The 25047-nt window shown below is 64.3% G+C and carries 21 protein-coding genes and 1 pseudogene; 12 read left to right on the forward strand and 10 right to left on the reverse strand.

What is annotated here, in order from left to right:
- The first annotated feature begins 59 nt into the window (after positions 1 to 59).
- Entirely contained in the window at positions 60 to 1208 is a 1149-nt protein-coding gene (dgoD, locus tag FHS00_RS13265) for a galactonate dehydratase (protein WP_183474561.1), read from the forward strand.
- Positions 1209 to 1339: 131 nt separating this feature from the next.
- On the forward strand, positions 1340 to 2290 hold the full coding sequence (locus FHS00_RS13270) for a LysR family transcriptional regulator (RefSeq protein ID WP_281372316.1): 951 nt from the start codon (positions 1340 to 1342) through the stop codon (positions 2288 to 2290).
- 16 nt (positions 2291 to 2306) lie between these two features.
- Here FHS00_RS13270 and FHS00_RS13275 read toward each other — a convergent pair whose 3' ends face one another.
- Positions 2307 to 3146: a cupin domain-containing protein gene (locus FHS00_RS13275; RefSeq protein WP_183474562.1), complete on the reverse strand. Its 840-nt coding sequence runs from the start codon at positions 3144 to 3146 to the stop codon at positions 2307 to 2309.
- A 308-nt stretch (positions 3147 to 3454) separates the two neighbouring features.
- Here FHS00_RS13275 and FHS00_RS13280 point away from each other — a divergent pair, with 308 nt between their 5' ends.
- Together FHS00_RS13280 and FHS00_RS13285 are read left to right on the forward strand one after the other, a co-directional pair.
- Positions 3455 to 4279: a glucose 1-dehydrogenase gene (locus tag FHS00_RS13280; RefSeq protein ID WP_183474564.1), complete on the forward strand. Its 825-nt coding sequence runs from the start codon at positions 3455 to 3457 to the stop codon at positions 4277 to 4279.
- A gap of 23 nt (positions 4280 to 4302) precedes the next feature.
- Positions 4303 to 5766 (forward strand): aldehyde dehydrogenase family protein, encoded by a 1464-nt coding sequence (locus FHS00_RS13285; RefSeq protein ID WP_183474565.1) that lies wholly within the window; start codon positions 4303 to 4305, stop codon positions 5764 to 5766.
- A 19-nt stretch (positions 5767 to 5785) separates the two neighbouring features.
- Here the strand turns inward: FHS00_RS13285 and FHS00_RS13290 are convergent, their stop codons facing one another.
- Positions 5786 to 7411, reverse strand: a complete 1626-nt coding sequence (locus tag FHS00_RS13290; protein WP_183474566.1) for an MFS transporter — start codon at positions 7409 to 7411, stop codon at positions 5786 to 5788.
- A gap of 221 nt (positions 7412 to 7632) precedes the next feature.
- Here FHS00_RS13290 and FHS00_RS13295 point away from each other — a divergent pair, with 221 nt between their 5' ends.
- On the forward strand, positions 7633 to 8547 hold the full coding sequence (locus tag FHS00_RS13295) for an NAD(P)-dependent oxidoreductase (protein WP_183474567.1): 915 nt from the start codon (positions 7633 to 7635) through the stop codon (positions 8545 to 8547).
- 12 nt (positions 8548 to 8559) lie between these two features.
- Here the strand turns inward: FHS00_RS13295 and FHS00_RS13300 are convergent, their stop codons facing one another.
- The gene (locus FHS00_RS13300; RefSeq protein WP_221188841.1) at positions 8560 to 9348 is read right to left on the reverse strand and encodes an HpcH/HpaI aldolase family protein; all 789 of its coding nucleotides are present in this window, start codon (positions 9346 to 9348) and stop codon (positions 8560 to 8562) included.
- Positions 9349 to 9560: 212 nt separating this feature from the next.
- Between FHS00_RS13300 and FHS00_RS13305 the strand changes: the two genes are divergently transcribed.
- Both FHS00_RS13305 and FHS00_RS13310 read left to right on the forward strand, forming a co-directional pair.
- Positions 9561 to 10589: a zinc-dependent alcohol dehydrogenase family protein gene (locus FHS00_RS13305; RefSeq protein ID WP_183474568.1), complete on the forward strand. Its 1029-nt coding sequence runs from the start codon at positions 9561 to 9563 to the stop codon at positions 10587 to 10589.
- Positions 10590 to 10627: 38 nt separating this feature from the next.
- The gene (locus FHS00_RS13310; RefSeq protein WP_183474569.1) at positions 10628 to 12112 is read left to right on the forward strand and encodes an aldehyde dehydrogenase family protein; all 1485 of its coding nucleotides are present in this window, start codon (positions 10628 to 10630) and stop codon (positions 12110 to 12112) included.
- A gap of 174 nt (positions 12113 to 12286) precedes the next feature.
- Here the strand turns inward: FHS00_RS13310 and FHS00_RS13315 are convergent, their stop codons facing one another.
- From FHS00_RS13315 to FHS00_RS13335, 5 genes are all read right to left on the reverse strand, one after another.
- Positions 12287 to 13573 carry a TRAP transporter large permease gene (locus FHS00_RS13315; protein WP_183474570.1) on the reverse strand — a complete coding sequence of 429 codons (1287 nt, stop codon included), beginning with the start codon at positions 13571 to 13573 and terminating at the stop codon, positions 12287 to 12289.
- Entirely contained in the window at positions 13573 to 14178 is a 606-nt protein-coding gene (locus FHS00_RS13320; RefSeq protein ID WP_183474571.1) for a TRAP transporter small permease subunit, read from the reverse strand. The genes FHS00_RS13315 and FHS00_RS13320 overlap by 1 nt, the downstream gene beginning before the upstream one ends.
- 74 nt (positions 14179 to 14252) lie before the next feature.
- On the reverse strand, positions 14253 to 15275 hold the full coding sequence (dctP, locus tag FHS00_RS13325; RefSeq protein WP_183474572.1) for a TRAP transporter substrate-binding protein DctP: 1023 nt from the start codon (positions 15273 to 15275) through the stop codon (positions 14253 to 14255).
- A 1040-nt stretch (positions 15276 to 16315) separates the two neighbouring features.
- On the reverse strand, positions 16316 to 17179 hold the full coding sequence (locus FHS00_RS13330; protein WP_183474573.1) for a fumarylacetoacetate hydrolase family protein: 864 nt from the start codon (positions 17177 to 17179) through the stop codon (positions 16316 to 16318).
- A gap of 128 nt (positions 17180 to 17307) precedes the next feature.
- Positions 17308 to 18174 carry a helix-turn-helix domain-containing protein gene (locus FHS00_RS13335; protein WP_183474574.1) on the reverse strand — a complete coding sequence of 289 codons (867 nt, stop codon included), beginning with the start codon at positions 18172 to 18174 and terminating at the stop codon, positions 17308 to 17310.
- A gap of 163 nt (positions 18175 to 18337) precedes the next feature.
- Here FHS00_RS13335 and FHS00_RS13340 point away from each other — a divergent pair, with 163 nt between their 5' ends.
- Positions 18338 to 19927, forward strand: a complete 1590-nt coding sequence (locus FHS00_RS13340; RefSeq protein WP_183474575.1) for a tannase/feruloyl esterase family alpha/beta hydrolase — start codon at positions 18338 to 18340, stop codon at positions 19925 to 19927.
- Positions 19928 to 19966: 39 nt separating this feature from the next.
- Here FHS00_RS13340 and FHS00_RS13345 read toward each other — a convergent pair whose 3' ends face one another.
- The gene (locus tag FHS00_RS13345) at positions 19967 to 20863 is read right to left on the reverse strand and encodes a LysR family transcriptional regulator (RefSeq protein WP_183474576.1); all 897 of its coding nucleotides are present in this window, start codon (positions 20861 to 20863) and stop codon (positions 19967 to 19969) included.
- 104 nt (positions 20864 to 20967) lie between these two features.
- Between FHS00_RS13345 and FHS00_RS13350 the strand changes: the two genes are divergently transcribed.
- The 4 genes from FHS00_RS13350 (at position 20968) to FHS00_RS13365 (ending at position 24780) form a co-directional block, all read left to right on the forward strand.
- Positions 20968 to 22158, forward strand: a complete 1191-nt coding sequence (locus FHS00_RS13350) for an MFS transporter (protein ID WP_183474577.1) — start codon at positions 20968 to 20970, stop codon at positions 22156 to 22158.
- Complete coding sequence (locus FHS00_RS13355; protein ID WP_246391326.1) at positions 22155 to 22598, forward strand: cyclophilin-like fold protein; 444 nt, start codon at positions 22155 to 22157, stop codon at positions 22596 to 22598. The genes FHS00_RS13350 and FHS00_RS13355 overlap by 4 nt, the downstream gene beginning before the upstream one ends.
- A 16-nt stretch (positions 22599 to 22614) precedes the next feature.
- Positions 22615 to 23631 carry a zinc-dependent alcohol dehydrogenase family protein gene (locus FHS00_RS13360; protein WP_183474578.1) on the forward strand — a complete coding sequence of 339 codons (1017 nt, stop codon included), beginning with the start codon at positions 22615 to 22617 and terminating at the stop codon, positions 23629 to 23631.
- Positions 23632 to 23709: 78 nt separating this feature from the next.
- Positions 23710 to 24780 carry an alpha/beta hydrolase gene (locus FHS00_RS13365; RefSeq protein WP_183474579.1) on the forward strand — a complete coding sequence of 357 codons (1071 nt, stop codon included), beginning with the start codon at positions 23710 to 23712 and terminating at the stop codon, positions 24778 to 24780.
- Between the two features lie 93 nt (positions 24781 to 24873).
- Here the strand turns inward: FHS00_RS13365 and FHS00_RS13370 are convergent.
- Positions 24874 to 25047: pseudogene (locus FHS00_RS13370) on the reverse strand (helix-turn-helix domain-containing protein); the annotation flags it as partial.

Genomic DNA, 25047 nt, shown 5'->3' on the forward strand with positions numbered 1-25047 from the left:
ACACGCAGTCGACGGGTGATATGGCCGCCCCATACTCCATCACCAGAGTCGGAAACGACATGAAGATCACCGCCCTCAAGACATTCATCGTTCCGCCGCGCTGGCTGTTTCTGAAGATCGAAACGGATGAAGGCATCTGCGGCTGGGGCGAGCCGGTGGTGGAGGGCAAAGCGCAGACCGTCGAGACCTGCGTCCACGAGATGGCCGATCATCTGGTCGGTAGCGATCCGGCGCGGATCGAGGATCACTGGCAGGCGCTCTACCGCGGCGGCTTCTACCGTGGCGGGCCAATCCTAATGAGCGCCATCGCCGGCATCGACCAAGCGCTCTGGGACATCAAAGGTAAGGCACTTGGCCAGCCGGTGCATCAACTTCTCGGCGGGCCGTGTCGCGACAATATCCGGGTCTATTCCTGGATTGGCGGCGACCGGCCTTCGGACGTGGCGCAGAACGCACGCGAGGCGATCGCGCGCGGCTTTACCGCGCTGAAGATGAATGGCTCGGAGGAGATGCAGATCGTCGATGGCCACGCCAAGATCGACGCGGTGGTGACCAATGTCGCGGCGGTCCGCGAGGCGGTTGGGCCGCATGTCGGCATCGGCGTCGACTTTCACGGCCGGGTGCAGCGCCCGATGGCCAAGGCGCTGATCCGCGAACTTGAGCCGTTCCGTCTGATGTTCATCGAAGAGCCGCTTTTGTCCGAGAACCTGGAGGGCATAGCCGAGGTGGCGCGTGGATCGGCGACGCCAATCGCACTCGGCGAGCGACTCTATTCGCGCTGGGATTTCAAGCGGGTGTTCGAGGCGCGTTGCGTTGACATTATCCAACCCGACCTGAGCCATGCGGGCGGCATCACCGAGTGCCGCAAGATTGCTGCCATGGCCGAGGCCTATGACGTGGCGCTGGCACCGCATTGTCCGCTGGGCCCGATCGCGTTGGCTGCCTGCCTCCAGGTCGACGCGGTCAGCCACAACGCCTTCATTCAAGAACAAAGCCTCGGCATTCACTACAACACAGGCAGCGACATCCTCGACTACCTCGTCGACCCGTCGGTGTTCCACTACAAGGAGGGCCGCGTTCAGATCCCTCAGGGGCCCGGTCTGGGCGTCGAGATCGATGAGGCCGCTGTCATGCGCGCCGCGCAAACTGGCCATCGCTGGCGCAATCCGGTCTGGCGCCACGCCGACGGTTCGATTGCGGAGTGGTAGGGAACCGAGCGGTGGCCCCAATCTGGGCCGGCGTCGGCGCGGCTTGCGACGGCAGTGTCGCGCAGGCAGGATGAAACCTCCGCGATGGGGCGCGGCCATGCGCAGAAGGGGGTCGCGCCATCATGGATGACATGGATCCGAAGAAACTGATCTATCTGGCCACGGTAATCGAGCATGGCAGCTTGAACCGTGCGGCGCACAGACTCGGCATATCGCAACCTGCATTATCGACGTCTATGGATCGTCTTGAGGCCGCGCTCGGGATGCAACTGCTTGATCGCGGGCCGCGCGGCGTCGTGCCGACGGGCTATGGTGAAATCCTCTACTGTCATGCGCGGCTGATCCGCGAGGAGATCGAACTGGCTCGACGCAATCTTGAGAACGCGCGCGACGGCGTCTCGGAATCGTTGCGCGTCGGTGTCCTGCCGAGCCTCGCTGGGTCGATCATGCCGATGGCATTGAGCCGATGGCACGATACCTATCCGGAGGGGCAGTTACAGATTGTGGAGAGCGCGCAGATCGACCTGCTGACCGGATTGCTGCGGCGCGATTTCGATCTGGTGATCGGTTATACCGAAGTCTTCGACATGCTCGACGGGTTGCGCCAGCAAGTGCTGTTCCGCGACATCCTGTGCGTCATCGTCAGACCGGGCCACCCGCTCTTCGAACAGGGCCGTCCGAACTGGGACGATCTGATGCGCTACCCGTGGGTGTCGCCGACATCGCGGCGTTCGCACACGGTGCTCGACCAGATCATGGCCACCATGCATGTCGGTCCGCCGACGCAGGTTACCGTCTGCGGCTCGGCCTCGCTGCTGAAATCGGTGGTCGGGCAGACTGATCACATCGCGGTTCTGCCGCTACACGCGGTGCGCGCCGATCTCGAGGCGGGACGGATTGCGGTGCTACCCTTCGAGGATCCGGTCCTGCACCGCAACATCGCGGTCTTCTTCCGTGAGGGCTATGTCATGGACCAGCCGCGTCGCGATCTCGTGGCAGTCATCAAGGATTGTGGCGCCACGGTCGCCCGCGCCGCCGAGGAAGCTGCGGCGGCGCAGGACGGAGTTGCGGAGGCGGAATGACCGCCGTCTTCCGGCTTCAGAACTTGGGCAGGTGCACCGACAGGAACAGAGCGTCCTCCTCGGCGCGGATCTGCGTGGGAGTATCCCCGGGAGTCAGCTCGATCGCCGTCTTGGGGCCGTAGCTCTCGCCGTCCACAGAAATCGCGCCTTCGCTTAGGAACAGAACCTGGATTTGATCGCGCGTCCCGGTGTCGAAGCTGGCGCCTTTCTCGATCTTGAGAAAGCCGATGCGGGTGTCACGTTCGGTAAAGGTGCCCAGATGGCGGGTCTGCACGCCCTTTTGCCCGGTTTCAGTCCAGGCATAGGCTTCGGGCTCGAACATGATGACGTCGTCGTAGCGCGGCTTGTGAAACACGAGCTTCTGGCCGGTGGCCTCCTCGAAGCATGCGGCGGAGCCGTCCTGATTGTGCTTCTGGCCCTTCTCGTCGACCCAGGTGAAGACCCCGTTCTCGAACTTGCCTTTCTGCTCCAGTCGCTTGTTCGCCGCCTCGCGGCCTGCAACGGAGAGAAATCCCGAACCGCTGGCGCCCCCGAACTGGATCACCATCATTTCCAACCCCTCGGGGCGGTCCTGAGGCCCATAATGCACGCTCTCGGGGAAGTAGGCGACCGAGCCCTGCTTCATCTTCTTGTGCGGCGATACGGGATATTCGCCATTCAAGACGTAGCGGATCTGGTCGAAGTTGTGTCGGTGACGCGGCGTGCCCCAGCCGCCCGAGCCGGTTAGCCCGACATTGAGCAGGTAGTTGTTCGGGCTGTCGTCCTGGCCCTCCAGTAAAAACTTTTGGGCCAAAGCACCGGCCCGCATCGACCCTACGTTGCCGCCTTCAGACTTCGCCGCTTCCGAAATGCGCATGATCGCTCTCCTCTTTCGGTTCTGGATCGTCCCGAATCCTCGGTTGAGTTCAATTAAGGCTATTGCCGGCATGCCGGGTATCCCCCCGGCACCGCGGGCTATAACGCAGGCCTATCGGCCGGTTGCCCGATCCGCTCATGCGGGTTGCCATGGCATCGTGCACGTTCCGATAAGAGGACGAGAACAGCCGGCCCGGGGGGTCGTGCCGTTTCGTCGCGCCGCCGGGGCCCCCGGCATCGCATGAAACCAGCAATGCTCGATCCGCGACCCCGACAGTGCGCGGCGGGCCGGGCAGAGGAGCCGATGCAGTGAGTGAGGTGAAGGTGGTCAAGGCCCCGCAAGATTCCGGTGTGCCGGAGGCGGCGCGCGATTTCAGCGTGGCAGAGCGCGTCGTGCTCATCACAGGGGCGGGGCAGGGGATCGGCCGTGAAATTGCGCGGCAGTTCGCCGCCGCAGGCGCGTTGCCGGTCGTGGCCGATCTCAACGAAGACGCGGCGCGGCGGGTGACGCACGAGATCTATCACCGCGGCGGCCGCGCGCTGGCCGTTCAGGTCGATGTTGCCGATCCGGAGTCCGTCCAGCACATGGCTGATGCCGCCATGGCCGAGTTCGGCCGGGTTGACGTGCTGATCAACAACGCCGCGATGTTCGCCTCACTCGACAAGCGCAAGTTCGAATACATCCCACTCGAGGAATGGGACCGAGTGATCCGGGTCAATATCAATGGGCCGTTTCTGTGCGCCCGCGCGGTGGCGCCCCTGATGCGCATGGCGGGTGGCGGCAGAATTATCAACATTGCTTCGGACGCGGTGCCCAAGGGCGTGATGAATTACATGCATTACGTCACCTCCAAATCGGCCATGATTGGCTTCACCAATGCCATGGCCCGCGAACTCGGCGAAGACGGGATCAACGTGAACTGCATCCGCCCCGGCGCAGTCGCGACCGAGGTGGAGCGAACCGTGAACCCGACCCAGACGCTTCGCGAGAGCCAAGTCGCTCAGCAATGCATCAAACGCGGCATGCTGCCGACGGATCTTGTCGGGTTGATGATGTTCCTGTCCTCTCCCGCCTCCGCATTCATCACCGGTCAGACCATCGCCTGCGATGGCGGCTATACCCATTCGTCGTGACCGACTGAGCCGAAAGGAACGAGATGCCCCTCGATACCGATCATCACCGCAAGCTCTACATCGACGGATCCTGGGTCGAGCCGGCGACCGACGATACCCATGAGGTGATCGACCCGACAACCGAAGACGTGGCGGCCCGCGTCGGACGGGGCGATGCCTCCGACGTGGATCGCGCCGCCGCCGCCGCCCGGCGGGCCTTCGAGAGCTTTTCGCACAGCACGGTCGAAGAGCGCATTACCCTGATCGACCGCATCATCGCGGCCTACGAGGCACGGCAGGAAGATTTCGCTCGCGTCATCGCGCTGGAGGCGGGCATACCCGTCTCCTCCCGCGCACAGGTCACCGGCCCGGCCGAACATATGAAGGTCGCGCGTGATCTGCTGAGAACCTATCGGTTCGAAACGCGGATCGACGACACCATCCTGCGCCGAGAGCCGATCGGCGTCTGCGCGCTAATCTCGCCTTGGAACTGGCCGATCCAGACCTCGGTGATCAAGCTAATCTACGCTTTGGCTGCGGGCTGCACCACGGTGCTCAAGCCGTCGGACGCCACGCCGCTCAGCGCACTGATTCTGGCCGAGGTGATGGAAACGGCCCGTGTGCCGCCGGGAGTATTCAACCTCGTAATTGGTCCCGGCCGGGTCGTGGGTGAAGCGATGGCCAGTCATCCGGAGATCGATCTCGTCTCCTTCACCGGATCAACAGGTGCAGGAGCGCGAGTGGGCGAGGTAGCAGCCCGGACAATCAAGCGGACATCTCTGGAACTGGGAGGAAAGTCGGCCAATCTGGTGCTGCCCGACGCCGATCTGGAGTCTGCGGCGCGCTGGAACATCCGCCGCTGCTTCTTCAACACCGGGCAGTCCTGTCACGCGCCGAGCCGAATGTTGGTGCATCGCGACCAGCTGGAGCGCGTGCTGCCGATCCTTGTCGAGGAGGCCGAGGCTTACGTGATCGGAGATCCGCGCGATCCGACGACGACCATGGGCCCTGCTGCCAACAAGGCCCAATTCGATACCGTGCAACGCTATATCCACATTGGCCTCGACGAGGGCGCGCGGCTGGTCTGCGGTGGGCCAGGCCGGCCTGAAGGGTTCGACAGGGGCTACTTCGTGCGTCCTACCGTGCTCGCCGACGTGGCCCCCGACGCCACAGTGGCGCGTGAGGAAATCTTCGGGCCGGTACTCTCGGTCATCTCATATGCCGACGAGGAGGAAGCACTGGCCCTCGCCAATGACTCGATCTTTGGCCTCGGGGCCTACGTTTTCGCAGGCAGCGAGGCGCGGGGCCGCGAAGTCGCCAACCGTTTGCGTGCCGGGCGCGTCTGCGTCAACGGCGCAGCCACGAATTCGTTGACACCGATGGGCGGCTATAAGCAATCCGGAGTAGGGCGCTCGATGGGGGTATTCGGCCTCGAAGAGCATCTTGAGATCAAGTCGGTCTACGGTCTTCCCGAGATGGCGCGAGAGTTGCCTGAGCTGGTGCGATAGGCATTAGGTATCCGAAGCTCTAAAGTAACTCCGGGTTCGGCCTGATCACCATGTCGCGCGCGGGCGGCACGCTATGACGTTCGATCATCCGCCGGATGCGCGGTGCCTCGCCATCGATTGTCATGCCGCGCAGCCGGTCAGCCATCTCGGCATCGGCTTGGGTCGGCCGCTGCGTATAGCGTAGGTAATCCGCCCAGGTCGGAAACTGGTAGGTCTCGGTCCAAAGCTGCGCGTCCTCCATGTCGTGCAAAAGGCTCCAATGCCGCGCACCGTCGCGCAACCGCATCCGGCGCCGCTCAGTCAGCGCCTCGCGAAACGCAGCGAGACGCTCCTCCGGAACCCGATATTCAAGATAGACCCGCACCGGCCCGCTGCGCGACGTGACATCGAGCGCCAGCGTCGGCGCACGAAAGCGATTCAGCGGATCGAGATTGCGGGCCACGAGATCGGGCAGCGGCAGGCGGAGCCCGAGCGCGGCCCCGGCCAGCGCCAGCGCGCCTGCGAGGGCCAGAGCCATCGGCAGGCTTCGCGCCTCGGCCACCGCACCCCAGCCCCAGGCGCCCAGCGTCATGCCGCCGAAGGAGGCGGTCTGGTAGAGCGACAGCGTTCGTCCGACCACCCAGCGCGGCGTCGAAAGCTGCACCAGCACGTTGAGCAGCGACAGCGCCAGCACCCAGGCCGCGCCGGCCGGCAACAGAAGAAGGCCGGTGAGCCACAGCGAACGGCTCGCGGCAATCAGCGGCAGGCAGATCGCGAAAACCAGAAAGGCGATGCGGATGATCGTCTCGGCGCCGAACCGCGTACGCAGACGGGCATTGAGCGCCCCGCCTCCCAGGGCACCCACTCCGAAGGCACCCAGCAACAACCCATAGGCCACCGCCTCGCCTCCGACGAGGTCGCGCGCCACCAGCGGCATCAACGCCATCGCGGCGATCGCGGCCGCGCCAAAAACAAAGCCGCGTGTGATAACTGTCAACAGGTTTGGCGACATCGAAACGTAACGCAGCCCGGCACCGATCGCGCGGTGGAACTCTTCGCGCGGCAGGTTGGAGGCAGGGAGGCCGCCGCGCCAGCGGCTGAGCGCGTAGATCATTGGCAGGTAGCTGATGGCGTTGAACGCGAAGGCGCTCGCCGCACCTGCGGCGGCGACGATCATGCCGCCGAGCGCGGGCCCAAGGCTGCGGGTCAGATTCACGCTCATTCCGTTGAGCGTGACCGCATCGGCGATGTCGTCGCGCGGCACGACATCGCCGATGCAGGCCTGCCAGGACGGTGTATGCAGCGCCGTGCCACAACCGAGCAGGAAGGTGAACAGCAGCAACGACCATGGCGCGATCCAGCCCCCCGCCGTGCCGAGCGCCAGCATCGCTGATACCGACAGCATCAGGATCTGGGCTACCATCAGCACCCGCTTGCGGTCGTAGCTGTCGGCGAAAACGCCTGCTATGACCGAGAACAGCACGATTGGCAGCGTCGTGGCGGACTGCACCAGCGCGACCATGCCGCTGGAGGTCACGATGCTTGCCATTAGCCAACCGGCGCCCACGGTCTGCACCATAGTGCCCATGTTCGACAGGCTAATGCCGACCCAAAGGTCACGGAAACTGGGCTGTCGGAGCAGTCGCACGAGGGCCAGCTCGGCCATGGATGTCAGTCCTCCGCCGCCGGAAGAGCGGCCAGAGCAGGATAGGCGCCGCGAGAGTGGTGAAGACAAGGCCGAGGCAGAATCGATGGCCATTTTGATCGTAGGGTATAGCCTAAAATTGGAGCTTCGAGGGCACCTCGGATGAAATGGATGGCCCTTCTGTCATGGGGGTTTACCATCGAGCGGATGCTTCTTTTGTCGACGTAAAGGAATGCCTCGACATGTGGCCAGTTTTCTCATTCCCTGCGCTCGAATGCATGGAGTACCCGCAGATCGATAGCGCCGGGCTACGTTGTGAGGTTTCGGATGTCGATGCAATCATTCGCAAAAGCCAGGGGTGCCGTGCCGCAGTTCGGGTCCTGATGACCAGTGCCTCACGAGGCTGCGATGCGACATTGTTGAGGCTGTTGCCGAGTCTCGGGCTGGTGGTATCACACGGCGCGGGCCGCGATCGGATCGACAGCGCTGCGCTGGCAGCACGTGGAATCCGGTTGCGATGCATCGCGGAGGCGGCGACCGAGGATGTGGCCGATCACGCGATGGCACTGACACTGATGCTGTTTCGCAATCTGCCCAGGGCACAGGACTTCGTGCGTAGCGGCGGCTGGGGCAAAGGTCGTTTCGAACTGAGCGACAGCCTGTCGGGCGCCTGCATGGGAATTGCCGGCCTGAGCGGTCGCATCGGCCAAGCCCTTGCCCAACGGGCAAGGGCTGCCGGGATGACGCTCGCCGGGCTCGACCGCGCCTCGAACCAGGATCTCGGTGTGCCGCTCTTTCCGGATTGGAAGGCACTGGCGCGAGCCAGCGACGTACTGGTGCTGGCGGTGCCCGGCACGCCAGATCTGGAGGGGATCGTGGACGCGCCGGTGCTCGATGCGCTCGGGCCCCGTGGTCGGCTGGTTAATGTGGGGCGGGGAACGCTCGTTGATACCAAGACTCTGATCAAGGCGTTACACGAAGGTCGCATCGCTGGTGCTGCGCTCGACGTGCTGGACACCGAGCCGTATGTTCCGGCGCCACTCGCCGCCGCGCCCAACCTGATCCTCACGCCGCACATGGCGGCGCAGACCAGAGGTCATCGGGGCCGCGCCGCGCGGATCGCTGAGAGGGAAATACTGGATTTCCTCGCCGGCTGACGCTGTCAGCCGTCAGACGAACTTCTTTGCGTTGGCGATGGCGGCATTGGTCATGAAGGTGATGTCGGCCCCGGCGGTGGCATAGCGTGCCCCCAAGGCGATCATCTCCTTGGCCAACTCGGGCGTCTGCCCCAGGCCCCCGACGCCGAAGAAGATGTCGTTGGCCCGGCAAGCCTTCGCTACATTCGCAAAGCCGGCACGCACCTCCTCATGGCCCAAATCGCCAGTGTGGCCGAGCATGTTGCTCAGATCGTTTGCTCCGACCAGTAGCATGTCGAGGCCTGGCACCGCGGCGATTTCTTCGACAGCGTCGAGCGCCGCGCGTGACTCGACCATCGCGATCACCAGCGTGGCGTCATTGATCGCTTGCATCGCCTGCGGCGCGGGCATTGGGCGGAACATCATCTGCGGCAGGCAGGGCATGACCGAACGGCGGCCGAGCGGCGGGAACTTGGCGGCCGCAACCGCCGTACGCGCCTGCGCCGCGCTCTCGATGCCGGGAATGATCACCCCCATGGCCCCCGCATCGAAGGCCTGCGCGATCTCGACCTCGTCGAGCTGTGCCACCCGCACTAACGGTGTTAGCCCCGCCATGTTGGCGGCAAGCGCGATCTGCGCCGTGGTCTCGAGCGAGAAGCCGTTGTGCTCGCGGTCGATGAACAGACAGTCGAAGCCAGCTGTCTTGGCGATGGCCACGATTTCAGCGCCGCGCACCAGCCGGTTGATCATTCCAACCGCAAGTTCGCCGGACTGCATCTTGCGGCGCAGATGATTGATGAGAGTGGGCTCGGTATCCGTCATTTCGGCGTCTCCGGTGGTCGGGTCAGGCGCGGTCAGCTTGTCGCTCGGTGTCCGTGGTTTGCAACGCCCAGCCCGGTCTGGCCATAACCTGGTGCGATAACCTTAAGCTTTCACGTGGCCATACGCGTTCCATGCGTTTCGCCTTACGCCTATGGCTGGGGAAACGAGGGCCGCGCGCCGCGCGTGTCCGGAACCGGACAGGAGTGGAATGGATGAAGGCGGTGGTTTTTCTCGGGGAAGGGCGGATCGAAATACGGGACTATCCCGACCCGGTGCCCGGCCCCGACGAGGTGATAATCCGCATGAAAGCTTCGGGTATGTGCGGCAGCGACCTGCATCACCTACATGAGCCGAAGCGGCCCGAGGAGAAAATCGTCATCGAGGGGCATGAGCCCTGCGGCGTGGTCGAGGCCGTGGGGGCCTCGGTCCGTCCGCAGGACGCGAAACTCGGCGATCGGGTCATGGTGCATCACTACGACGGCTGCCGCAGCTGCGATCAGTGTCGCTCAGGCTGGACGCAGTTGTGCGACGAGGGGCCGATTGTCTATGGCGGGCTGAACGGCAACGGCGCTCATGCCGAGTTCATGAAGGTGCCAGCCCATACGCTGATCAAGTTGCACGACGGGATGTCGTTCAAGTCGGGGGCCGCAGTGGCTTGCGGCAGCGGCACGGCTTATGCCGCTCTGAAACGGGTGGATCTCGCTGGCGACGAGACCGTTGCCGTTTGGGGGCAGGGGCCGGTGGGACTGAGTGCCACGCTGTTCGCCAAGGCGATGGGTGCGCGGGTGATCGCTCTCGATGTCGGCGTGGAGCGACTCGACATGGCAAGACGCTTCGGCGCCGATATCCTCATCAATCCGGCGAAAGACGATCCAGTTGCCGCAATCCGTGACGTGACCCGGGGTGGTCTCGGCGCCGATAAGGCGATCGAGTGCAGTGCCAACGCCACTGCCCGCACCCAGGCAATCCGTGCGACGCGAACATGGGGTATCACTTGCCTCACCGGTTATGGCGGCGAAGTGCAGTTCCTGAGCAGTGACCTGATCCTCAGGAACCGCTCGGTGGTCGGCGCTCTGACGTTCTCCAAGAACCTCCAGTCCGCCTGCGCCGATTTCGTGATGGAACGCGGCGTCGACGTCGACGCGCTGTTCACCCACGAGTTCCGCCTCGATCAGGCCGAAGAGGCCTACCATCTGTTCGATCAGAAAAAAATCGGCAAGGGCGTGTTCCTGTTCGATTGACTGCCGATGACCCCAGACCCCCAGCCCGAGGTAACGAGATGACCGCCCCCCGCCAAACCATCGGTGAAAATACCAGGCGTTTCCTGGACCGCGAAAACCATGGCCTGCTGATCGACGGCGCAGTGATACCTGCCGCGAATGGGGCCGAGATCGACGTGTTCGACCCCTCGAGCGGCGAGCGGCTCGGTCGGATCGCGGCGGGCGAGGCAGTAGATGTCGACCTTGCCGTGAAGGCCGCGCGTATTGCCTTCGAGGGTGAGTGGTCGCGCTGGTCCCCCTATCAGCGTCAGGCCCTGCTGTTCAAAGCCTATGACCTGCTCGAGCGCCGCTTCGACGAGTTGGCCGAGATCGAGTCGCTCGATATGGGCGCACCGATCTCCAGAACGCGCGCGACCAAGGCAGGCGCGCAGCGCATGGTGCAATTCTTCGCCGCGATGGCACTGAACATTCGCGGAGAGACCTTGCAGAATGGTCTGCCTGGCGAGGTCACGACGATGACGCTACGCGCTCCGGTAGGGGTGATCGGCGGCATTACGCCTTGGAATGGTTCACTCACCGCGATTTGGTGGATTGCAGGGGCTGTGATGGCTACCGGCTGTACGGCTGTGCTCAAGCCCGCCGCCGAAGCCTCGCTGAGCGTATTGCACCTGATCGAGATGTTGCACGAGATCGGCTTGCCGAAAGGGGTGATCAACGTAGTGACAGGCCATGGTGCGAGTGCCGGCGACGCACTTGCCAGGCATGGAGACGTGGATCGCATCGCCTTCACCGGATCAACCGCCACGGGGCGGCGGATCATCGAAGCCTCGACTACAAACATCAAGCGGCTGCAACTCGAGCTCGGGGGTAAGTCGCCCGATATCGTTTGTGCTGACGCCGATCTCGATCGTGCCGTGCCCGGCGCAGCAATGGGCATCTTCAACAACTCCGGCCAGATCTGCTTCGCCGGGTCGCGCATCGTCGTGGCCCGGTCGATCGCTGAAGAATTCACCGCGCGGCTGGCCGAATATACTCGTGGACTGAGGCTCGGCCCGTCGCTTGATCCCGACACCCAGCTCGGCCCGCTAATCTCGCAGGCGCAACGTGACAGCGTGATGGCCTATGTCGAGGCCGGGCGCGCCGAGGGGGCCGAGCTTGTCTGCGGCGGCGAAGCCCTGTCGGGGCCGGGCTGGTTCGTGCGGCCCACGGTTTTCGGCGGGGTCGACATGGAGATGACCATCGCGCGAGAGGAGATCTTCGGGCCGGTGGTATCGGTCATTCCCTTCGATGACATTGATGAGGCGATCACGATCGGCAACCGTACCGAATACGGTTTGGCCGGCGCGGTCTGGAGCCGCGATGTCTCGACCGCGCTCAACGTAGTGGAGCAGATCCGCTCCGGCACGATGTGGGTGAACTGCTACGGGCTTATCGACCCGATCACTGGCTTCAATGGTACGAAGATGAGCGGCTACGGCGCCAAGGGCGGCCTCGCCCATCTCGATACCTACCTCTACACTAAGAGCGTCTACATCCAGCGCTAAGACTTGGCTCAAACGGCACATGCAGGGCGCCCCGGTTCTCCGGGGCGCCGTTTTCTTTGCCAGTCTCTGATCGCAGCGCCAAGCCGTATGCATGAATGTCATCATGACAATGAACGCCGCCCCGACCAGGAAGGGTCGGGGCGGCGCCAGGGGAGGATCGCAAGGCAGGAGGACTCAGCCGTCCATCGTGTTGGGCAGCCAGAGTACAAGCTCGGGAAAGGCAATGAGAAGCGCCACCGCGATCAAGTGGGCGATCACGTGGGGAATAGAGCCCTCGAAGATCTGTCCCACCGGAATATTGGTATATTTCGCGATCACGAAGGCGTTCATGCCCAACGGCGGCGTCACCATGCCGACCTCGCCCATTACGATTGTTACCACCGCGAACCAGATCGGGTCGTAACCGAGTTGCAGGATCAGCGGGTAGACCACCGGCACTGTCAGGATCAGCATCGCGATGATGTCCATGAAGCAGCCCAGGATCAGGTAGATGAACACCAGCATGATGATGATGCCGATATGTGGGATGCCCGAGTTCACCAGCGTATCGATGATCGTCTGCGTCACTTGTGACAGCGTTAGAAAGTAGCCGAACACCAGCGCACCGATGATGATGAAACCGATCATGCAGGTGGCCTGCGCCGTAGTCACACCGGCACGGATCAGCTCCTTGGCTGGGGTGCGTCGCAGCACGGCGAGAAATAGCGCGCCGACTGCGCCGAAGGCCGATGCCTCTGTGGGGGTGGCAATGCCGGTGTAGATCACCCCGGTCACCATCAGGAACAGGAAGATGAACGACCAGGCGGATTTGGTGGCGACGATCTTTTCACGCAGCGTATAGCGTTCCCCGGCGGGCGCATGCTCGGGGTTGCGCCAGACGAGGAAGGCCACCGTGGCGAGGATCGTCAAGCTGACAAGGATCCCCGGGATCACGCCTGCGATCAGCATCCGGCCAACGCTCAGTTCCGCCAGCAGCGCGTAGATGATCATCGCAACGCTGGGCGGGATCAGCATCGAGAGCGTGCCCGAGATCGCTGCTACGCCAGTGGCGAGCTTGGGGCTGTAGCCTTGCTTGAGCATGCCGGGAATCGACGTGGCCGACAGCGTGGCCGCCGCAGCGGTGCTTGAGCCGGAAATCGCGCCGAAAGCAGCGCCGGTCAGCGCCGTGGCATGTGCGAGCCCACCTGGCGTGCGGCCCATCCAGACCCTCGCAATGTTGAACATGTCGTCGCTAACGCGGCTCGAAATGATGAAATTTGCCATCAGGATGAACATTGGCACGGTGGCAAATTCGTAGCCCTGAATCGAGGAACCGGCGGTGGTACCCAGGATGCCTACCAGAAGCTGCGAGCCGCCGACCAGCCACAGGCCGAGCGCTCCCGACATCAGCAAGGCCAGAGCCACAGGGGCGCCGATGACCAGCAAGGCGAAGAGGGCAAAAATGCCAAGAAGGGCGTCCATCAGACCATTTCCTCTTCTGGGTTATCGATCGGTAGGCTCATGCGGATGGCCAGCCGCGGCCGGTTGGTGAGCGCCGAGAGCGTATTGAAGATGCCCATGTGCAGAATGCGCAATTCGAGCACAGCGAGGCTGAAGGCAACGATTGCCTTAGAGAGCCACAGAGGCATCGGGTAAAGACCGATCAGCACCTCGCCCTGTACGTAGGACTCAAGAGTGAGGTGGATCATCTCGATCGCCATGATGCCGACCACCGGCGCCGCGCCGAGATAGGCCAGCCCCGAGAGTAGCCGCTGCAACCGCTTGGGCATCATGTCGGCGAAAACTTCGACATGGATATGGCCGTTATGGCGCAGCGTGTAGGAGAGCACCAGCAGGAAGCCTGCCGAGATAAGGTAGAGTACGACCACATCGACCACGAAAGTCAGCGGGCTGTTGGCGACGTAGCGCAGCACGCCGTCGATGAAGATCAGCACCATGATGCCGAACAGCGCCAGCACGGCGAGAGCAAGCGTGCCCTTCTCGACTGCTGAAAGCGCGCGGTCGACCAAGTCGGAAGCTCGAGCGAGCACCGATGGCGGCGAGGGGTCGGTCTGCGGTGTTGGCATGAACGGTCCCTTGGGGTTCGCGTGAAAGGGGCCTGGCGGTGTGCCTGTCATGGCAAGCCGCCAGGCAAGCCGGGTCAATCAGCGAGCGCCGCGCGGAACGCTTCGATAACTTCGGTCGCGGGCTTGCCGCGGCCGTCGAGCTGAGCCGCCCATTCCTCGGTCACCGAGGCGGTCTTCTCGTTCAGTTCGGCAACCTGCTCATCGGTCCAGACGTGAAGATCGAGCCCTGCCTCGCGCATCTCCTCGATATGATCGGACTCGACTTGGTCCACGTAGGAGCACCAATGCATTGAAGCGTCGCGGCCTGCCTCGATTAAAGCATTCTGCTCGTCCTCGCTCATGCTGTTGAAGCGGCGTTCGGACATGATCAGGAGGTCGCCCGGGGTGCCGAAACTGTAGCCAGTGGTGCCGTGCTCGGCCACGGTCTGAAGGTCATAGCTTGCGACCGAAAGAAAGGAGAACAGCACCGAGTCGATGGTGCCGCGCTGTAGGGCTTGGAACACTTCTGGGGCCGACATCTTCACTGGCACGCCACCCAGTGCGACGACGGTATGCTCCATCATGCCACCGGCGTTTCGCATCTTCAGCCCCTGCAAGTCGGACACCTGCTCGATGTCCCGGCGGGACACGGCCGGGCCGTAAGGTGGGTAGGGCATGTAGGCCAGAACCCGGATACCATTGGGCTTGAGCTCGTTTTCGTAGATGAGCCCGCCCTCGGCGCCGAGTTCGAACATTGCCTCGGTCACAGCGCAGGTCGAGGAGGCGAGGCCCGGCAGTTCGAGCACACCGATCAAGGGCAGCTTGTCGCTGCTAACATAGCCGGTGGCTACGGTGCCGATGTCCACGGCGCCGGCCTTGACAAGATCATACATTTGCAGTGCTTTTCCGGCCTGCTCGCCGGGAAAGATATCAACCTTGACATTACCGCCGGAAAGCTCGCCGATCCGATCAGCAAGCACCTGCGAGCCCTCCGCCACGCCGGGCGCGGTTGCGGCGAGATGCGAGCCAAGGCGCAGCGTCGTCTCCTGCGCGGTCGCGGTCGTAGCAAGAAGCGCAGCGAGCGTCCCCGCGGCAAGCAGTTTCGTCTTGGTATGCATCGTAGGTCCTCCCTTGAGCGAAGCGTCGCGGGCTTCCCCTCCTCGGGACGAGCCATTCGCGCAACGATGCATCGTGTGTGGCAAACGGTGTTTTCCAAAGCAACGCGGACGAAGCCAAACTCCGATCCCTGCTATAACATAAGCGTATATCATGAAGGCGATATGCCAGCAGAATAGCGGCTGCCTGAGCGCAATATAACTCGGGTCTATATCGTCTAACCGGTGAGGGCATGATGCCTGGCCGCGCAATCAATCTGGTAGCAATCCGGCTTACGGTGGGCCCGGCCAAGAAAGCACCGACGGCCAAGCCCAAGTGCGTCAATGTCTCAATACTGCTTGAGTGGGGCTGTCAAAAAGGTCTTCGTGGCAGTGTTCTGGATTGCGTCGTACCTGCGGCCCAGCGGCGCTGGTACAAGGTGCATCGTCAGAAAGATTGATGTGCTGCGGGTCGACATTTCTAACGGGGCGGCCCCAGGAGCCATGAAGCTGTCCCTGGTCGATAACCTATGAGGACGAAGATGGACTGCGGAAGAGTCTACCATTATGGAAAGCGTCCGGCGTCGCCGCGACTGCCGAGTCACCCGCTGGCCGAGTAGACGCATGCCGAGTGCCGCAGACTTGTGATCTGTCCACAGAGCAGTCTGGCATCGCGGCGGTCGCGGTCGATGCCCAAGGTCGCGTTTGGGAAGGCTAACTTGGCGTTGATGGCCTCGATCGCTTTTGTGCTTCAAGCTCGTTCTTGAGATGCTGGCCGCCGACACCGATCCTTTCACCGTGCTGCCGGTACATGCAGTTCGGCCGGAACTATCGGTCGTCGCCCTTGTTCGGCTGCGCATGGACGCTCTCGTCCTTTGCTGCAAGATCAATGCATTCTTCCGGCAAGGTCTCGAGTCCAACTCTCTCAGATTTGTCTTCGGGGATGTCGGATAAGGGCAGAGTGATAAGAACCGAATGGCTCACATTCCATACGTCTGAAGACTGATCGCATGACGCGCTTTGGCCCGGCACCGTGGGAGGACGGCGCCGGGCCCCGGCTGCGCTCAGCCGAAAGGATTGCTGAGCGTGCCGATCCCCGAGATGGTTACGTCGACCCTGTCGCCCGCCTTGAGGAATTTCGGAGGGGTGAAGCCGATGCCCACGCCTGCAGGTGTGCCAGTGGCGATGACGTCTCCCGCCTTCAGCGTGAGCCCGGCGGAAATCGCCGCAATCAGGGCGGGGATCTTGAAGATCAGATCGGCGGTATTGGCCTTCTGTCGCAGTTCGCCATTGACATGGCATTCGATGTCGATGTTCCCGGCGTCGAGTTCATCCGCCGTGACCATCCAAGGTCCCATCGGGCAGAAGGTGTCCAGACCCTTACCCGCCAGCCACTGCTTGTGGTTCTTCTGCCGGTCTCGCGCGGTGACGTCGTTGACGATGGTATAGCCCCAGACATGCTCCATTCCGCGGGCTTCGGGGATGTTGCGGCCGGGCTTGCCGATGATCACCGCCAATTCGGCCTCGTAGTCGACCGCCTGCGTTGCCTCGGGATGCATTTCGACGGTGTCGCCATGCGCGATGACGGTGCTGGGGGGCTTGCTGAAAATCGCCGGATACTCGTCGATTTCCTTGCCCTTTACGGCACCCGCCTCGAAGCCGCTGTTCGAAAATTCCCGCGCATGGGCGTGATAGTTCTTGCCCACGCAAAAGATGTTGCGATCCGGCACGACTGGCGCAAGCAGCCGTACCTTGTCGAGCGCCACCGTTTCGCCCCCCGGGGTCGCGAGGCCAAGTCCCGAGGCGGTCAACCGGATCAGGTCAACGACGTCGTCAAAATCCTGGTCGAAGGGATGGATACGCCCGGCCTCGGCATCCACCACGCCAACGCCGATACGTCCGTCCTTTTCAAATCGCGCGATCTTCATGGTCGTTCTCTTCCCTTCACAAGATTTCCCCGATGAGGCTTTGCGCCATAAGCGCGTGCGAAGGGCTTAGCCGGGATGATACCAAGTAGCCTATCCCTGGCGAGAAACGGATATAACTCCGCGTTATCTCATGGATGCTTCGCGCGACCCCGCCGATAGGTGCTGGCGCTACTGCCGGTGGCGGCACGAAAGCTTCGAGCGAAATAGCCGGCATCCAGAAAACCCGAGCGGAGAGCGACTTCTCCGATCGGATGGCGGGTGAACTCGAGCAGTCTCCGGGCCTCGGCGATCCGGCGCATCCGAAGAAGCATGTTAGGCGTGGTGCCGAGGTGGCGATTGCAGAGCCGTGTCAGATGCGGAGTGGAAAGGCCGAGACCCTGCGCGTAGTCCTGCACGCCCATCGGTGAAGCGAAGTGCTGCTCGATCAATGCGCAGAAGGCGCGGACATGCCGCTCCGCCCGCGTTGGCTCGTCCGTCAATCTCCGGGCGTCATGCGGCTCCGGCAGAGGGCCGCCCTCGGCTGCAAGATAGGCCAGCATCAATCGCAGCAATCCCAGAAGGACTTGCTCGCGGCCCATGCCGTAAGCGCTCGTCGCGCGTCGCAATTGATCCATCAGGACATTTATGGCGTCACAGGCCGGTCCGTCCTGCAATGCCATGGGATGCGCCGGGACCGCACCGACACCCGGTTGGCCGGCATCAAAGCTGACGACATCGCCGGCAACTTCCGCCGTGAAGCCGAAGCCGTGGATCACCCCCGGAGGGGCCAGAAGGACCACCGGAGCCTGGTTCTGAAAGTCCAGTTCCCCTAAGCGAATATCGGCATTCGGGCTGCGGATCGCGAAGATCTGAGCCAGCCGTTCATGGCGGTGCGGGCGGATGCGCCAGCCGTGCCGACTGCTGCGATCCCGCAATGGTTCATGATGCAAAGGGTCTATCCGGCGCCCGGAAAGAAACTCGCCGTAGAGGTCGTAGTTGGGAATCTCGACTTTCATCTCGAAGCGCTCGGTCTGATCGGTGGCGCAACGCGGCCCCGGCAATGATCGGATAATCCCATAAGTAAATTGTTCCGTCCATTTCCTTGGGCCGCCGATCGGGTCAGCCTTTCCGTGGAGGAGAGCCGGCCCGACATATCCGGCCCAAGGAGGAGACCGAACGATGAGACTGATCCTGATCGCCCTTGCGGCCAGCGCCGCACCCATGGCGCTTCTGGCGCAAGAGACGCCCGATGCGGCCCGCTGCGAAGGGCTGCGTGGCTTGGCGATCGCGCCGGAGAAGATCGGCCTGCCAAGCGGTGGTGCCGACGTGGCGACCGCCGTAATGCGCAGCGAGCCGGTGACCTATTGCGAGGTGAAGGGGGCTATCGATCCGGTCGATCCAGAGGCGCCGGATATCAACTTCCAGGTGAACCTCCCCTATGATTGGAACCGCAAGGGGCTACATTACGGCGGCGGTGGTTACAACGGTGCGCTGGTTACCGGGTTGGACCCGGTGAAATTCAACCCTGAGGATGCGGCGACACCGGTGGAGCGCGGCTACGCGACTTGGGGCAGCGATTCCGGTCATCAGTCGAGCGGTCTCGACGGCCGCTTCCTGCTCAACGACGAAGCCCTCCGAAATTACGGCGGCGAACAGCTGAAGAAGACATACGACGTGGCGATGACGGTGATCGCCGCCTTTTACGAGGGCGCCGCGCCGGAGCAGGTCTATTTCCAGGGCAGTTCGCAGGGCGGCCACGAGGCGATGATCGCTGTCGAACGCTGGCCCAACGACTACGACGGCGCGATCGTCATTCATCCGGCCAATCCCTTCGTCGGGTTGCAGCTTTCGGGCATTCGGGCGGCCCAAGCCTTCTATCAACCAGGTGCCTACCTCTCACCCGCCGACGTGGAACGCCTCAATGCCGCGGTAATGGAGAGATGCGATGCGCTGGACGGCGCGGAAGACGGGCTCGTCTCGAACATCGCCGGCTGCCAATCGGTCTTCGACATCGAAACTCTGCGCTGCGAGAATGGCGCACCGGTGGAGGGCCAGTGCTTCGGCGACGCCCAGATCGCGGCGCTCGAGGTGCTGGCCAGCCGCACCGAGACACCGCCCCTGCAGGGTGGTGCGGAAGGCTTCTCCGAATGGCCCATTTATCTCGGCGCCGATCTCTACGGGCTCTGGGGCATGGGCAGCTCGCCCGAGCCATCCAATCCGCCGACGCCGGTCGAAAATTTTGGTCTCGCTGTGCTGGCCGATCCGCTGATCCGCTATGCGATTCTTCAGGACGAAGAGGCAGAGACGTTGAGCTTCGATCCAACGCAGCATGCGGCCCGGATCACCGAGGTTTCAGAGAAACTCGATGCTGTCTCGGCCGATCTCAGCCCCTTCGTAGAGCAGGGTGGTAAGATCCTCTTGATGCACGGCATCACCGATTTTGCCATTCCCTACGGCAACACGGTCGACTGGTATGAGCGTGTGGTCGCCGAGCATGGGGAAGAGGAGGTTCGGGACTTAATGCGGTTCTGGCTGGTACCGGGCTTCGGCCATGGCTCCGGCGCATTCCAGATGCGTTGGAATTCCCTTGAAGCACTCGAAGCATGGGTCGAGGAGGGTACCCCGCCCGAGGGGTTGATTTCCACCGATGCCGCCACCGAGACGGCGGGCCGCAGTCGGCCGATGTGCGAATACCCCGCCTTTGCCCGAATGCGCGACGGGGCCGACGATCCCGATAGCGCCGACAGCTTCGACTGCGTCGTCGAGTGACGCATGCAGGGGAGGGCAGGAGTCCTCCCCTGCTTTCCCTTACCTTCCACGATATCTGAGCGCGTCGAGCACGGTGCGGAAGGCCGGCAATGTGCGGCGGCGGTCGGGGTAGTAGATGTGGTAGCCCTCGAAGGCCGGGGTCCAGTCGTCGAGCACCTGCACGAGACTGCCCGCGTCGAGATGCGGGCGGGCGAGATCCTCGGGGACGAAGGCCAGTCCGTGGCCGTTCAGCGCCGCGTCGATCATCGGCCGCGAGGAGTTGAACGCCAGCGGCCCCTCGACTCGCACGCGCAGCGCCCGGCCATCCTTTTCGAACTCCCAAGGGTAGGTGCCGCCCGTCGCCTGGTGGCGGTGGTTGATGCAGCGATGCCCGATCAGTTCCTCGGGGTTCTCGGGGGCGGGATGGGTCGCGAAATAGGCCGGTGAGGCCAACACCACCAGCCGCCAGTCCGGCCCGATCCGCATCGCCACCATGTCCTTCTCGACGCTCTCGCCCAGCCGGATGCCGGCGTCGAAACCCTCGCCGACGATGTCGCGGAAGCCGTTGTCGAGGAAGAACTCGACCCGGATGTCGGGGTGGCGGGCCAGCACCTCGCGCAGGCGCGGCCAGACCAGCCAGTCGAAGGCATGGTCCGACAGCGTCAGGCGCACCGTGCCGGCGGGGCTGTCGCGCAGCTCGCTCAGGGATTCGATCTCGGCCTCGATCTCGGCCATGCGCGGGCTGAGCGAGGCCACCAGCCGCGCGCCCGCCTCGGTCGGCGCGACCGAGCGGGTTGTGCGGTGCAAGAGCGGCAAGCCCATCCGCGTCTCCAGCCGCTTGATCCGGTGGCTCAGCGTCGATTGCGCGACGCCGATCCGGGCGGCGGCGCGGGTGAAGCTGCGCTCCTCGGCGACGGCGAGGAACCACAGCAGGTCGTTGAGATCGGGGCGGGGCATGGCGAAGATCTATCGCTCTGGTCGATCAATGCAAGCGAATTGCCGGGGCTAATCGGATGGCGCGGCCAATGCTACCTCCCTCGCATGCCACGAGGAGCCCGCCCATGACTGCCATACCCGACACCGGCCTGTCGCGAGCCGCCCCCGCCGCCTGGGGCGCGGTCGGCGCGATGACGCTCTGCGTCTCGGCGCTAATTGCCTCGGAGTTCCTGCCGGTCAGCCTGCTGACGCCGATCGCCGCCGATCTGGGGCTGAGCGAGGGGCAGGCGGGGCAGACGATCGCGATCTCGGGGTTGTTCGCGGTGCTGACCAGCCTGACAGTGGCGCGGGCCACGCGCGGCGTCGACCGGCGGCTGGTGCTGTCGGGCTTCGCGCTGCTGCTCGCGCTGTCGGGGCTGATCGTCACCTTCGCGCCAGAGGCGGTGACGCTGATGGCCGGGCGGGCGCTCCTCGGCGTCGCGGTCGGCGGCTTCTGGTCGATGTCGACCGCGATCGTGATGCGGCTTCTGCCCGAGGCGGATGTGCCGCGCGGTCTGGCGCTCCTGAACGCGGGCAACGCGGTGGCGGCGACGGTGGCCGCGCCGCTGGGCGCGTTTCTCGGCGATCTGGTTGGCTGGCGCGGCGCGTTCTTCGCGGTGGTGCCGCTGGCGCTCGCGGCGCTGGCCTGGCAGTGGCGCGCCCTGCCGTCGCTGCCGCCGCGCAGGCGCGCGGCGCAGCCCGGCCCGCTGCGGCTGCTGGCCCGGCCGCAGGTGCGGCTCGGCATGGCGGCGATCCTGATGCTGTTCGCTGGGCAGTTCGCGCTGTTCACCTATCTGCGCCCGTTCCTGCAACACGTCGCCGGCTGGTCGGTGCTGCAGCTGTCGCTGGGCTTTCTCGCGCTCGGCGCGGCCGGGATCGCCGGCACATGGTGGATCAGCCGTCTGCTGGACCGCCGACTGTTCTCGATCCTGATCGCGATCCCGCTGGTGATGGCCGGGCTGGCCGCGGCGCTGATCGCCTTCGCCGATGCGCCGGTCGCCGTGGCCGCGCTGCTCTTCGCCTGGGGCTTCTTCGGCACCGCTGCGCCGGTCGGCTGGGGCACGTGGCTGGCGCGGATGATGGGCGAAGATGCCGAGGCCGGCGGCGGGCTGCAGGTCGCGGTCATCCAGGCCGCGATCACGCTGGGCGCGGCCCTGGGCGGGCTCGTCTTCGACGGCATCGGCTGGTGGGGCGCCTTCGGTCTCGCTGGGCTGATGCTGCTGGGATCTTCGGGCCTGGCGGTTCTCGCCTGGCGTCACATGGAACTCACGACATGAACCGCATGACACGCCGTGCCGCGTTGGGCGCGATTCCTGCCGGGCTGGCGCTGCCGCGCGTTGGGCTGGCCATATCGGGGGAGGATGCGATGCGCCTTCGTTGCCGCTTTGCCGATCAGGATTTCACTTATGTGCTCGATAACCACGCCACTACGCGCGATCTCGTGTCGATGCTGCCGCTCGAGTTGGTGATCGAGGATTTCTCGACCAACGAGAAGATCGCGCATCTGCCGCGTCGGCTCGACGAGGGCGGGCATGTGGCGTTCGACGACGAGGCGCCCGGCGACCTGTGCTATTTCCTGGGCTGGGGCAACCTCGCCTTCTTCCATGACGATTACCGATACCGCGGCGACCTGATCCGGCTGGGCCGGATCGAGGGTGGCCTCGCGCCCCTGCTGGTGCGCGGCACCCATCCGCTGCGGCTTACCCTCCAGAGCTGACACAAGGAGTTTTCCCATGCACGCAACCGTCATGCACGGCCCCGGCGACGTCCGCTTCGAGCGCATCGAGGACCCGAAGATCCTGAAACCCACCGACGCCATCATCCAGCTCTCGGCCACCTGCATCTGCGGCTCGGACCTCTGGCCCTATCGCAGCGAGGGGCCGTTCGAGCAGCCGATGCATATGGGCCACGAATATTGCGGCGTGGTGGTCGAGGTCGGATCGGAGGTCCGCAACGTCCGGCCCGGCCAGTTCGTCGTCGGCTCCTTTGTGCTTTCCGACAATACCTGTCCGCATTGCAGCTTCGGCTATCCCTCTTCCTGCGAGCAGCGTGAGTTCATGACCGGCGCGCAGGCGCCCTATGCTCGCGTGCCGCTGGCCGACGGCACGCTGGTCGCGACCGAAGAGATGCCGACAAGCGAGCAGATTCCGCACATGCTGGCGGTGTCGGACGTGCTCGGCACCGGCTGGTACGCCGCCGAGGCCGCGGGCGTGCGCGAGGGCTCGACCGCGGTGGTCGTCGGCGACGGCGCTGTCGGGCTGATGGGGGTGCTGTCGGCGAAGCTGATGGGCGCCGAGCGGATCATCGCCATGAGCCGTCACGAAAGCCGCCAGAAGCTGGCGCGCGATTACGGCGCCACCCACATCGTCGCCGCGCGCGGCGAGGAGGGGATCGGCGAGGTGATGGAGATCACCGACGGCATCGGCGCCGACGCGGTGCTGGAATGCGTCGGCCTCCAGCAGTCGATGGACCAGGCGATGGGCGTCTGCCGCCCCGGTGGCGCGGTGGGCTTCGTCGGCGTCCCGCACGAGGTCAACTTCACCGGCGAGGGGCTGTTCTTCGCCCAGAAGCGGCTGTTCGGCGGCCCGGCCCCGGTGCGCCGCTACCTGCCCGACCTGATGGGCCGGGTGCTCAGGGGCGAGATCGCGCCGGGCCGGGTCTTCGACCAGACCCTGCCGCTGGAACGGGTGGCCGAGGGCTATGCCGCGATGGATGAACGCCGCGCCATCAAGACCATGCTCACCGTCTGATCAAGGATCGCGACGGGCGCATCCCGGCCCGGTGCGCCGGGCCAATTCCTCCCTCCCCAACAAGATGGAATCCGACCAATGTCACGCAACGACCATATCCTCGATACCACCCGCCGCGACCTGCTGGTGGCTGCCGGCAGCGGCCTCGCCGCGCTCGGCGCCGCCTCGCTCATTGCGGGGCCTGCAACTGCGCAGGAAACCGGCTGGGACAAGACCTTCCCGCAAAGCGATGCCGTCACGCATCGGAAGGTGTCCTTCACCAACCGCTACGGCGTGCCACTCGCGGGTGATCTCTACATGCCTGCGGAGCGCGACGGCACACCGCTGCCCGCCATCGCCGTCGCAGGCCCCTTCGGCGCGGTCAAGGAGCAGTCGGCCGGGCTCTATGCCCAGACCATGGCCGAGCGCGGCTTCATCACCCTGGCCTTCGATCCGTCCTTCGTCGGCGAGAGCGGCGGCGCGGTGCGCGACGTGGCCTCGCCCGACATCAACACCGAGGATTTCATGGCCGCGGTGGATTATCTCGGGCTGCACGAGGCGGTCGACCGTGAGCGGATCGGCATCATCGGGATCTGCGGCTTCGGCGGCATGGCACTGAATGCGGTGGCCGCCGACAAGCGCGTGAGGGCGGTCGCGACGACCAGCATGTACGACATGTCGCGCGTCATGGCGAAGGGCTATTACGACAGCCTGAGCGACGAGGACCGGGCCGCCACCCTCGAACGGCTGAGCCGACAGCGTTGGGACGATGCGGAGAGCGGCGCTCCGGCGATGGCAGGCGGTCTGCCCGACAGCCTCGACGGCATCGATAACCCGGTGATCCAGATGTATCACGCCTATTACAAGACGGATCGCGGCTACCATCCCCGCTCGGTGAACTCGAATGGCGGCTGGACGGTGACCAACCCGCTGTCCTTCATGAACATGCCGCTCATGAGCTATGTTGACGAGATCGCGCCGCGGCCGATGCTGCTGATCGCAGGCTCCGAGGCGCATTCGCGCTATTTCAGCGAGGATGCCCATGCCGCCGCCGCCGAGCCCAAGGAACTGCTGATCATCGACGGCGCCGATCATGTCGATCTCTATGACCAGATCGACATCATCCCATTCGACCGGCTGCAGGCATTCTTCGGCCAGCATCTGGTGTAGAAGTCGGCAAAGAGGGGCGGGCTTCGCGGCGCGCCCCTTTCGTCAGGCAAGGTGTCCGACCTCGGCATCGAGGATGCTGGCCGCTGTTCTCGGCTGCGCGGTCATGGCGAAGTAGCCCACGACCTTCGGCATGCAGGGATCCTGGAAATGGTTGCGCCTGAGCTCGCGGAAGATGGTCGAGCGGTGACGCTGCAATACCCGCGCCATCTCGTTCACGGACACCCTGGCATGGCGCCAGCGTTCGATCCTGCGCCGTTCCTCGAGCGT

Origin of the sequence: Limimaricola variabilis, assembly GCF_014195545.1 — a bacterium.
Classification (GTDB): domain Bacteria; phylum Pseudomonadota; class Alphaproteobacteria; order Rhodobacterales; family Rhodobacteraceae; genus Limimaricola; species Limimaricola variabilis.

Excerpts from the sequence above, each read along its gene's own strand:
- dgoD (WP_183474561.1), top strand. The coding sequence starts at position 60 with ATGAAGATCACCGCCCTCAAGACATTCATCGTTCCGCCGCGCTGGCTG.
- FHS00_RS13270 (WP_281372316.1), top strand. The coding sequence starts at position 1,340 with ATGGATCCGAAGAAACTGATCTATCTGGCCACGGTAATCGAGCATGGC.
- FHS00_RS13275 (WP_183474562.1), bottom strand. The coding sequence starts at position 3,146 with ATGCGCATTTCGGAAGCGGCGAAGTCTGAAGGCGGCAACGTAGGGTCG.
- FHS00_RS13285 (WP_183474565.1), top strand. The coding sequence starts at position 4,303 with ATGCCCCTCGATACCGATCATCACCGCAAGCTCTACATCGACGGATCC.
- FHS00_RS13290 (WP_183474566.1), bottom strand. The coding sequence starts at position 7,411 with ATGGCCGAGCTGGCCCTCGTGCGACTGCTCCGACAGCCCAGTTTCCGT.
- FHS00_RS13295 (WP_183474567.1), top strand. The coding sequence starts at position 7,633 with ATGTGGCCAGTTTTCTCATTCCCTGCGCTCGAATGCATGGAGTACCCG.
- FHS00_RS13300 (WP_221188841.1), bottom strand. The coding sequence starts at position 9,348 with ATGACGGATACCGAGCCCACTCTCATCAATCATCTGCGCCGCAAGATG.
- FHS00_RS13305 (WP_183474568.1), top strand. The coding sequence starts at position 9,561 with ATGAAGGCGGTGGTTTTTCTCGGGGAAGGGCGGATCGAAATACGGGAC.
- FHS00_RS13310 (WP_183474569.1), top strand. The coding sequence starts at position 10,628 with ATGACCGCCCCCCGCCAAACCATCGGTGAAAATACCAGGCGTTTCCTG.
- FHS00_RS13315 (WP_183474570.1), bottom strand. The coding sequence starts at position 13,573 with ATGGACGCCCTTCTTGGCATTTTTGCCCTCTTCGCCTTGCTGGTCATC.
- FHS00_RS13320 (WP_183474571.1), bottom strand. The coding sequence starts at position 14,178 with ATGCCAACACCGCAGACCGACCCCTCGCCGCCATCGGTGCTCGCTCGA.
- dctP (WP_183474572.1), bottom strand. The coding sequence starts at position 15,275 with ATGCATACCAAGACGAAACTGCTTGCCGCGGGGACGCTCGCTGCGCTT.
- FHS00_RS13330 (WP_183474573.1), bottom strand. The coding sequence starts at position 17,179 with ATGAAGATCGCGCGATTTGAAAAGGACGGACGTATCGGCGTTGGCGTG.
- FHS00_RS13335 (WP_183474574.1), bottom strand. The coding sequence starts at position 18,174 with ATGAAAGTCGAGATTCCCAACTACGACCTCTACGGCGAGTTTCTTTCC.
- FHS00_RS13340 (WP_183474575.1), top strand. The coding sequence starts at position 18,338 with ATGAGACTGATCCTGATCGCCCTTGCGGCCAGCGCCGCACCCATGGCG.
- FHS00_RS13345 (WP_183474576.1), bottom strand. The coding sequence starts at position 20,863 with ATGCCCCGCCCCGATCTCAACGACCTGCTGTGGTTCCTCGCCGTCGCC.
- FHS00_RS13350 (WP_183474577.1), top strand. The coding sequence starts at position 20,968 with ATGACTGCCATACCCGACACCGGCCTGTCGCGAGCCGCCCCCGCCGCC.
- FHS00_RS13355 (WP_246391326.1), top strand. The coding sequence starts at position 22,155 with ATGAACCGCATGACACGCCGTGCCGCGTTGGGCGCGATTCCTGCCGGG.
- FHS00_RS13360 (WP_183474578.1), top strand. The coding sequence starts at position 22,615 with ATGCACGCAACCGTCATGCACGGCCCCGGCGACGTCCGCTTCGAGCGC.
- FHS00_RS13365 (WP_183474579.1), top strand. The coding sequence starts at position 23,710 with ATGTCACGCAACGACCATATCCTCGATACCACCCGCCGCGACCTGCTG.